Here is a 9,965-nt window from a genome sequence, read left to right as displayed (position 1 = left end):
AGGCCACATTAAGTGGCCTTCTTTGCGTGCGGAACTCGCGACAAACCAAAACCATCTCGCCGGCCCAGCGACCATGGGATCCCAAGGTTTTCAAAAAAGCGGTCGGCGCGCAGCGCGCCGACCGCCGATATAAGGGGTCTGATGATTTTCACCAGCTAGGGCCTCTTACTCGTCGAGGAGATCCTCTGGCATGTCGTTGCCGTCGCCTAGGTCGACTGGGGCCTCTTCGGTATCGGCTGCGGCCTCGACACCTTCGCCTTCGGGTTTTTCCTTGGCTGCTGTCATGCGGGCTACGGCGCAGATGCGGTCGTTGTCGTCGACGGTCATCATCTTGACGCCCTGGGTAGCGCGGCCAGTCTGGCTGATCTCGTCGGTCTTGACGCGAATGACCGTCGCGCCCTCCGTCACGATGAACAGCTCGTGCTGCGGGCCCACCGTCTTCATGGCCGCGAGGTTGCCCTTACGCTCGGTCATTTGGATGGTGTAGACGCCCTGGCCGCCGCGATTCTGCTCCGGGTAGTCCGCGACCGGCGTGCGCTTGCCGTAGCCGCGCTCGGTGATGACGAACAGATCGCCGTTGCCGTTAGTGACTTCCATGCCCAGAACGCTCACGCCGTCCTTCATACCGATACCGCGAACGCCGCTGGTATCGCGGCCGGTGGCGCGCACCTGTTCCTCGGAGAACATGATCGCCTTGCCCGCGGTGGTGGCCAGGATAATCTTGTCGCCCTCGCGCACGCGGCGCACGTTCAGCAGCGCGTCGTCGTCACGCAGGTTGATAGCGATCAGGCCGTCGCGACGGCTGCGGTCATACGCGCTCATCACGGTCTTCTTGACCATGCCGCTCTTGGTGGCAAACATCAGATACTCGTCGGCAGGGAACTCGCGGCAGCTGATGACGCTCGCGATCTTCTCGCCCTCCTCGAAGGGCAGCAGGTTGACGATCGCGGTACCGCGTGCCTGGCGCGTACCCACCGGCAGCTCGTGCACCTTCAGGCGATAGACCTTGCCCTTGCTCGAGAAGAACAGCACGTACTCGTGCGTGGACGCGATGAACATCTCGTCGATGACGTCGTCCTCTTTGAGGTTGACGCCCGAGACGCCCTTGCCGCCGCGCTTCTGGGCGCGGTAGGCGGCCACCGGGATGCGCTTGACATAGCCGGTGTGGGTGATGGTCACGACCATGTCCTCGTCGGCAATGAGGTCCTCGACGTCCAGGTCCTTCTCGACATGGCTGATCTCGGTGCGGCGCTTATCGCCGAACTTCTTGGAGATCTCGCGCATCTCTTCCTTAATGACGCCCAGGATCTTCCCCTCGTGCGCCAGCAGGTCCTCGTAGTAGGCGATGGCGCGGCGCAGGCCGTCCAGCTCTTCCTGAATCTTGTCGCGCTCCAGGCCGGTCAGGCGGCGCAGCTTCATCTCGAGGATGGCCGTGGTCTGCTCGGGCGTAAAGCCAAAGCGCTCGATCAGGCGGCTGCTGGCCTCGGAGTCGGTCTGCGAGGAACGGATGATGCTGATGACCTCGTCAATATGGTCGAGAGCCATCAGGTAGCCCTCAAGGATATGCGCGCGGGCCCGGGCCTTCTTAAGGTCGAAGCGGGTGCGGCGGGTGACGACGTCGACCTGGTGGTCGATGTAGTGCTGCAGCATCTCGCGCAGGCTCAGGCATTTGGGAACGCCGTTGACAAGCGCCAGGTTGTTGGCGCCAAAGGTCGTCTGCAGCGAGGTGTACTTGTACAGGTTGTTGAGCACGACCTGCGGGATGACGCCCTTCTTGAGTTCGATGACCAGACGGATACCCTTCTGGTTGGACTCATCGCGCATATCCGAGATGCCCTCGATGCGCTTGTCGTTGACGAGCTGGGCGATCTTCTCCTGCAGGGTGCCCTTGTTGACCATGTAGGGAATCTCGGTAAAGACCAGGCGGCTGCGGCCGGTCTTGGTGGACTCCACGTGAGCCTTGGCGCGCACGGTAATGGAGCCGCGGCCGGTCTCGTAGCTCTGCTTAATACCGGCACTGCCCATGATGATGGCGCCGGTGGGGAAGTCCGGACCGGGCATGATCTGCATGAGCTCGTCGACAGTGGCGTCGGGATTATCGATCAGGTAGCAGGTTGCCTCGATCGCCTCGGTGAGGTTATGCGGGGCGATATTGGTGGCCATGCCGACGGCGATGCCCTGGCTACCGTTGACCAGCAGGTTGGGGAAGCGCGCAGGCAGTGCCACGGGCTCGGCGAGCGATTCGTCGTAGTTGGGCTGCCAGTCGACGGTATCCTTCTGCAGGTCACGCAGCAGTTCCATGGCGGGCTTGGCCAGGCGGCTCTCGGTGTAACGCATGGCTGCCGCGCCGTCGCCGTCGATGTTGCCGAAGTTGCCGTGACCGTCGATGAGCGGCGTGCGCATGGAGAACCACTGCGCCAGGCGGACCATGGCCTCATAGACCGCGGAGTCGCCATGCGGGTGGTACTTACCGATAACTTCGCCGACCGTCCAGGCCGACTTCTTGTGCGGGCGGTTGGGGTAGATGCCGCTCTCGTTCATCGCGTACAGGATGCGGCGGTGCACCGGCTTTAAGCCATCGCGCACGTCCGGCAGGGCGCGCGCCGTGATGACCGACATCGAATACTCGATAAACGACTGCTTCATCTCGCGGCCAAACTCCGAAATCTGGAGCTGGCCGCCGTTGATATCCTCGCCGGCCGAGGCGCCACGATCGACTTCGCCAAAGCTCTCCTCGAGCTCGGCGTCGTCGTCCTCTTCCTCGTCATCATCGGCATCGGGGTTATAGGCGTCAGGATCACCGTCCTCGCCCTGCTCAGCGCGGGCAAGCAGGCGCTTCAGATCGTCGGGCATGCCGGCATCGCCGGCCTCGCCCATACCCTCGTTATTGTTGATATCGTCTGCCACGTTACCTCCTCATGGTTTGCGTGGTCCATTAGTTCCCTGCCACGGAGACGAATTACCGGGAACACCGGATAACCCTCCTAGGTTTTCCAGGTGCCCCAGGTTGCCCTGAAGGATGAGGGCGCGCGCCTTGCGTGCGGCGCCCGAAATCCTGAAGGGCAAGATGGGGTGCCTGGGAAACCTAGGCGTCTAAGAAGCGCGCATCGTGCGCGTGTTTTTCAATGTACTCGCGGCGATAGCCGACCTCGGAACCCATCAGCTCGCGCACGGCGCGGTCTGCCACCACGGCATCCTCGATCGACACGCGCTGCAGGATGCGGGTCTTGGGATCCATCGTCGTCGAGGCAAGCTGCTTGGGGTCCATCTCGCCCAGGCCCTTGTAGCGCTGGACGGTATAGCCCTTGCGCTTCTTGGTGATCTTGCCGTCCTTGGCCTTGCCGTCCTCGTCGTTGTCGTCGGGGTTCAGGCCCAGACTCTGGATGGTGTCGCGCAGGATCTCGTCTTCGGGCTGGCGGCCGTTGGGATACACGTAGTGGATCTTGTTGCGCACCTTAATGCCAAAGATGGGCGGGCAGGCAACATAGACGTAGCCGGCATCGATCAGCGGACGCATGTACTTGTAGAAGAACGTCAGCAGCAGGATGCGGATATGCGCACCGTCGACGTCTGCATCGGTCATGATGATGATCTTGTGGTAGCGCGCCTTGGTGATATCGAAGTCGCCGCCGTCGCCGGCACTCGTCGTGACGCCGCAGCCGATCGCGGTAATCAGCGACTGGATGGTGTCACTCGAGAACGCGCGATGGTCACCAACGCGTTCGACGTTCAGAATCTTGCCGCGCAGGGGCAGAATCGCCTGGATGTCTCGGCGACGGCCGTCCTTGGCCGAACCGCCTGCCGAGTCGCCCTCTACGATGAAGAGCTCGGTCAGCTCGGCATCGCGCACCGAGCAGTCAGCGAGCTTACCGGGCAGGGACGCCGTCTCGAGCAGGCTCTTGCGGCGGGTCGCCTCGCGCGCCTTGCGGGCGGCGTTGCGCGCCTTGCAGGCCTGTTGCGCCTTCTTGACGATCTCGCGGGCGGGCTTGGGATGCTCCTCCAAGTAATCGGCGAGGCCGTCGGTCACGATCTTGAGCGTGAGCGCGCGCATATAGGAGCTACCGAGCTTGGCCTTGGTCTGCCCCTCAAACTGCGGATCGGGCAGCTTGACCGAAATAACGGCCGAAAGACCCTCGCGCACATCGTCGCCGGTCAGGTTGGCATCTTTTTCCTTGAGCAGGTTCTGCTTGCGTGCGTAATCGTTGATCACGCGGGTGAGCGCGGTGCGGAAGCCCTCAAGGTGCATGCCGCCCTCGGGAGTGTAGATGTCGTTGGCAAACGACATGACGTTCTCGCCGTAGCCGCTATTCCACTGCAGGGAAACCTCGACCTCGCCCATCTTGGCCACGGGAGCGTCCGGGTCCGATTTGCCCTCGATGTAGATGGGCTCCTTAAAGGCCTCGGGGACGTCCTTGCCCTCGTTGAGGAACTTGACGAAGTCGATGATGCCGCCCTCGTAGCAAAACTCCTCCACGTGGGGAGTCGCCTCGCGCTCGTCGGTCAGCACGATCTTGAGGTTCTTATTGAGGAACGCCGTCTCCTGCAGACGGTTGTGCAGCGTATCGAAATCGTAGATGCAGGTCTCGAAGATCTCGTCGTCGGGCCAGAAGGTGACGGTGGTACCCGTCGAATCCGAGGTGCCCACGACCTCCATCTTCTTGACGGTCTTGCCGCGCGAGAACTCCATCTCGTAGGTGTTGCCATCGCGACGAACCTGAACGACCACGCGCTTGGACAGTGCGTTGACGACGGAGATGCCTACGCCGTGCAGGCCGCCCGAGACCTTATAGGCCGAGTTATCGAACTTACCGCCGGCGTGCAAGATCGTCATAACGACCTCGAGCGTCGGGATCTTTTTAACAGGGTGCTCGTCGACGGGGATGCCGCGCCCGTTGTCGACGACCGTGATGGAGTTGTCGGCGTGGACCGTCACCTGGATCTCGGTGCAGAAACCGGCCATGGCCTCGTCGACGGAGTTGTCAACGATCTCCCACACCAGGTGATGCAGACCGCTGGCGCTCGTCGAGCCGATATACATGCCCGGGCGCTTACGAACGGCCTCGAGACCTTCGAGAATCTTAATCTCGCCGCCATCGTAATCGTTTTCGTTTGCCACACGTCCTCCTTCAGTCAAGAAAATGTGTACAGCCTTACTAGTTTATCGTAAAAAAATACCCTCGGGACCGAGGGTATTTGGCTCTACAAGGCCACCAGATGCGATTTAAGGCTCTTTTTTGCTTTGCACGCCCTTGGCCCACTCGGCACTGGCTCTCATGGCATTCTCGAGGGCCTCGCGCAGTTTTTGGTCTTCGATGGGCGCCACCTGGCGCTCGATCTCGGTGCACTCGGCCTCACTTAGGTCGGCGTGCGGGGCCGGCGGGCGCTCGGTCGTCGCCGGGCGCAGGCGCTCCTTGGCGGCGGGCGGCGTGTGACCGGGCGCGGTGGTTTTGAACACCAGGCCGTCCACATGCGCACCGGCGCGCTCCATGCGCGCGCGGATGATCTCGCGCAACAGCGTCATTTCCTGCGTCCACGAGGGCGAGTCGAGATACACCAGCAGCTCATTGGACTCGGGCAGGTAGCGCAGTCCCGTCACATGCCGCCCCTCGCGCGTGCCCGAGCACACCGCGTTCCATGCGCGATAGACCGTGCGCGACTCCTCGGCGGCCTCCATCTGCGCACGGCGCTTAGGCGTTGCAGCCGCCAGGATGCGCTGGCGCTCTGCGTTCAAAAACCCGCTGAAGGCGACTGTCTCGCTCTCGCGCTCGTAATTAGCACGTCTCACCCATGCTCACCACCTTGGCTCGATCAAGCAGGTCATCGGTAAAGTACCCCAGGTTGGTCGTGGTTATGACCGTCTGGATATCATCGCCGATCAGCCGCAGGAAAGCGCCGCGACGCTCGCCGTCGAGCTCGCTCATCACGTCGTCCAAAAGCAGCAGTGGGGCGGTGCCCAGGACATCGCGAGCCACGGCAACCTCGGCCACCTTCCAGGACAGCACCAGCGTGCGCTGCTGTCCTTGGCTGGCAAATGAACGGGCGGAGCGACCCGCCACGGTAAACTCAATCTCGTCGCGATGCGGTCCCACCAACGTCACGCCGCGGCGAATTTCCTCGTCGGCATGCTCGTCAAGGGCGGCCAGCATGCGCTCGTACGCCCAACCCTTCAGCTCTTCGCGATCCTCGACCTGGGGCAAAGCCCCCAGCGTGGACGCATAGGTCACGTTGGCGGCCTCACCTGACGCTACTTGCCCGTAGGCAGTGTGCACATGGCCCGCCAGCCGGTCGAGCAGGGCCAACCGGTGCACGAGCAGGGCCGAGCCCGCGCGGGCAATCGAATCGTTCCACGCGCCGAGCATCTCGCGGCAGCACCAGGTCTCCTTGAGCAAGGCGTTACGCTGGGTCACGCAGCGCCCATAGGTGCTCGCAAGATCGGCATAGCGTGCGCTCAGCTGCATGCCAAAGTCATCGAGGGCGGCGCGGCGCACACTGGCGCCTCGCTTAACCATGTCCAGATGGTCGGGGCAAAACAGCACGCTCGGCAGAATCCCGCGCACACCGGCGGCAGAGCATCTCTTGCCGTTGCGACTAAACGAGCGCTTACCGTCCTCCGCGCTCAATCCCATATCAAGCACGCGGCCGTCGCCCTCGAGCCTCAGCTCGATCTTGCACGAGCCCACGCCGTCATGGACGAGCTCGGCTGCGGTCGGATGCCTAAACGAGGCGCCGCTCGTCAGCAGCTGCAGCGCCTCTATGAGATTGGTCTTTCCCGCCGCGTTGGGTCCCGCAAGTATCGTCACGCCCTCGTCCAGGGCAAGGCGATAGCTATCGAAGCTGCGGTAGTGCGCGACGGAAAGATCGCGGGCGAACATGGTCATGGCGCAGCGCTAGATGCGGACCGGCATGACCAGGTACAGGTAGTTGATCTTGTCGTAGGACTTGAAGATGCCCGCCTGCGAGTAGCTCTTGAGCTCCAGCGTGATCTCCTTCTCCTTGGACAGGGCATTGAGGCAGCCGAAGATGTAGTGGTAGTTGAAGGCGATGGTACCCGACTCGCCCTCAGCCTCGACATCGATCGTCTCCTGCGCAAGGTCCTGGTCATTGGAAATGGAGGACAGGCCCATCTGCCCGTTCTCGACATCGATCTCGAACTTGACGGCGGGGTTGGCGCTCGCGATAACGGCCACGCGCTTGAGGGCGGCGTTAAAGGCGGCGACATCGATCTTGACGCTCGTCACGCACGAATCGGGGATGAGCTGCTTGTAGTTGGGGTACACGCCCTCGATGCGACGCGACACGTAGGTGGTGTTGCCGGCCTCGAAGACGACCTGGGTGTCGGTAGCCCCGATCATGATGGTCGCCTGGCTGGCCATGATGTTCAGCGCGTCGTTAAAGGCGTCAGCCGGAACGTTGAGCTCAAAGGAGCCCTCGAGGGTCGAGGTCTCGACCTGCGTATCGCACACGGCCAAGCGGAAGGAATCGGTCGCCACCAGGCGTACGGTGTTGTTCTCGACCTTCATGTGCACGCCGCCCAGGATGGGGCGAGCCTTGTCGGTCGAGGTGACGCGCCACACGCGGCCGACCATTTCGGACAAGACATCGGTCGGCAGCTCCACGGCACTCTCGATGGCATAGGCCGGAAACTCGGGGAAGTCATTGGCATCGAGCGTGTTCAGCCTAAAAGAGCTCTTCTCGCAACCAATCAGCACCTGGCGCTCGGACAGCTCAAAGGTGACCGGGGCATCGGGGAGGGTCTTGGTGATATTGGAGAGCATCTTACAGGGGATAACCATCTCGCCCTCTTCTTCGACATGCGCCGCGATGCGATGACGGATCGAGATAGTGTAGTTAGAGGTCTGGAATTCCAAGATGCCGTCTTGGGCCTTAACGAGCACGCCCGACAGGATGGGAAGGGTGGATGCCGAAGCGACACCCTTCATAACGACGCCGATGGCTTGTGTAAGCGAGCTCTGGCTGACGGTGAACTTCATCTTTTAATACCTTTCTATAGATATAAATATCTTAATAATAGTAATAGCACTGACGAAACTGTTGATTACTCCCAAAGACGCAGGTCAGACCCAGAAAGAGAATCGACAGCAACCTGTGTGCAACAGGGGTGGTTTTCCACGTTCAAAACTTGCGCAAAACTTTTCATCACCGCGGGTTGGGTTTTAGACACCTTATGCCCGTGGTTTCGACAAGTTTTCAACAGGTGTCTCTATTTCCCTACGAGCGCAGTGTAATTTTATCGCGCAGCGACTTGAGGTCTTCGGTGACGGTGCGGTCTTCCTGGATCATCTTCTGGACCTTTTTGTAACTCGTGCTGACGGTCGAGTGGTTGCGGTTGCCAAATTCGGCGCCCACCGCCGTGGTCGTCATCTCGCACATCTCGATGGCCAGGTAGATAGCGATATGGCGTGCTTTGGCGATATTGGCGTTGCGACGCGGGCCGATGAGCTCCTCGTGCGTCACGCCGTACTGCTCTTCGATGACGGACTGAACCGTCTGGACGTTGATCTTTTTGGCCGATGTGTCAAAGTACTGGCTGGCGATGGCGTCGATATCGTCAAAGGTGAGCTCCCCGCCCTCGCGCTCGCGGTCGCCCGCCTCGCCGGCGCAGCGCTCGCAAAAGCTCTCGAGTTCGCGGATGTTGGTGCCCGAGACCTCGGCCATGTGTTTAAAGTGCTCGTCGGTTAGGTGCCCGCCGTCGCCCCCATAGGCCGCCAGCAGCGAGTCGTCGCCTGCCTCGGGAGCGGCGACGATGGTGTTCTCGTAATAGCGCTGCAAGATCTTGTATTTCATTTCGTAGCTGGGCTCTGCGACCAGGCAGAGCATGCCGGCGTTGAAGCGGCTGGTTAGACGCTCGTCCATGCTCAGGTCCTTGGGGGCGCGGTCTGCCGCGATGACGACCTTCTTGTTGTTGCGGATGAACTCGTCCATGAGCTGGAAAAAGTAGTCCACGCTCGCGCGCTTGCCGATGATGTTTTGGATGTCGTCGATGATGAGCACGTCCACGCCGTGGTACGCCTGCATGATGGGGGCGTTGCTCTTCTTTTGGCGGTCGAACTCGGTCATCAGGTCGTCCAGATATGCCTGGGAGTTGGCATACTTGACCTTGATCTCGGGCGACTTTTCGGCGAGCTCGTTTTTGATGGCAAGCAGCAGGTGCGTCTTGCCCAGGCCCGATTTGCCGTAGATGAACAGTGATGTGCACGTGCCCCGCTCGTCCGCGAGGGCGGCAAACTTGAGTGCCGAGCGATAGGCATGGCTGTTCTCGGGGCCGTAGACAAAGTTCTCAAAGGTAAATTTTGAGTTCGCGGCGAGCGGGGCTCCATCCGTATTCTGTTCGGCCGGCGCGGTCGGTGCTGGCATGGGTGAAGCGGGGGTCGCAGCTTGCGTGGATTTAGTTGGCGCTCCGCCCTTCATCTGGTTCATCATGCGACGAAAATCATCGGCCGAGAGCGTGTTCTTGATTGCAATGCCCGAATCCGCGCCCGTCGTTGCGTCGTGAGCGATGGGCATGTGCGTGACGGGTGCGTTCGTTGACGTCGCCGCCGCGGTCGGCAACGGTGCCATGGTTTCACGGGAAACATCGCTGTGCTGGTGCCCGATTGTCGGCACGTCGCCTGCGGAGGCCGGCGCCGCCGGGGAAGCAGCGGGAGCCGTGGCGGGCGCCGTCGCGGCAGCGGATTCCGTCGCGGCGCCTTGCGGTGCCACGATGTCGAGCGCAATCGGTGCAAAGGCGATTTCTTCCAGATAGGCCTCAATGGTCGGCTGATGCTTTTTGAGCTGCGCGATGGCAAAGCGCGAGGGGGCCTCGATCGTGAGCGTATCTTCGGTTAGGCTTATGGCGCGCGATTGCCCCAGCATGTTGATGAGGCGTGCATCTTGGCCGTCGCGCTGGCAAAAGGCGATGGCATCCCCCAGGATGATGCTTGCTTCCTCGTCCACTATCTCTCCCG

The 9,965-nt window shown here is 61.5% G+C and carries 6 protein-coding genes; all 6 read right to left on the bottom strand.

All coding sequences use genetic code 11. The annotated features are described in order from the left end of the window. Positions 1-165: 165 nt before the first annotated feature. A complete protein-coding gene (gene gyrA / locus DWV20_RS07930) occupies positions 166-2,877 on the bottom strand; it encodes a DNA gyrase subunit A (protein ID WP_199581808.1) in 2,712 nt (903 codons plus the stop codon). A 208-nt stretch (positions 2,878-3,085) separates the two neighbouring features. After that, positions 3,086-5,116, bottom strand: a complete 2,031-nt coding sequence (gene gyrB / locus DWV20_RS07925; RefSeq protein WP_117769723.1) for a DNA topoisomerase (ATP-hydrolyzing) subunit B — start codon at positions 5,114-5,116, stop codon at positions 3,086-3,088. Positions 5,117-5,221: 105 nt separating this feature from the next. Then, positions 5,222-5,785, bottom strand: coding sequence for a DciA family protein (locus tag DWV20_RS07920; protein WP_117584032.1), 564 nt, complete (start codon positions 5,783-5,785; stop codon positions 5,222-5,224). After that, the gene (locus DWV20_RS07915) at positions 5,772-6,878 is read right to left on the bottom strand and encodes a DNA replication/repair protein RecF (RefSeq protein ID WP_118256743.1); all 1,107 of its coding nucleotides are present in this window, start codon (positions 6,876-6,878) and stop codon (positions 5,772-5,774) included. The genes DWV20_RS07920 and DWV20_RS07915 overlap by 14 nt, the downstream gene beginning before the upstream one ends. 9 nt (positions 6,879-6,887) lie before the next feature. Then, positions 6,888-7,991: a DNA polymerase III subunit beta gene (dnaN, locus tag DWV20_RS07910; protein WP_099432409.1), complete on the bottom strand. Its 1,104-nt coding sequence runs from the start codon at positions 7,989-7,991 to the stop codon at positions 6,888-6,890. Positions 7,992-8,229: 238 nt separating this feature from the next. After that, positions 8,230-9,954: a DnaA ATPase domain-containing protein gene (locus DWV20_RS07905; protein ID WP_117820633.1), complete on the bottom strand. Its 1,725-nt coding sequence runs from the start codon at positions 9,952-9,954 to the stop codon at positions 8,230-8,232. Positions 9,955-9,965: the final 11 nt, after the last annotated feature.

Origin of the sequence: Collinsella sp. AF02-46-1 (assembly GCF_003465825.1) — a bacterium.
GTDB lineage: Bacteria > Actinomycetota > Coriobacteriia > Coriobacteriales > Coriobacteriaceae > Collinsella.
This window is presented reverse-complemented; position numbering and strand designations above follow the sequence as displayed.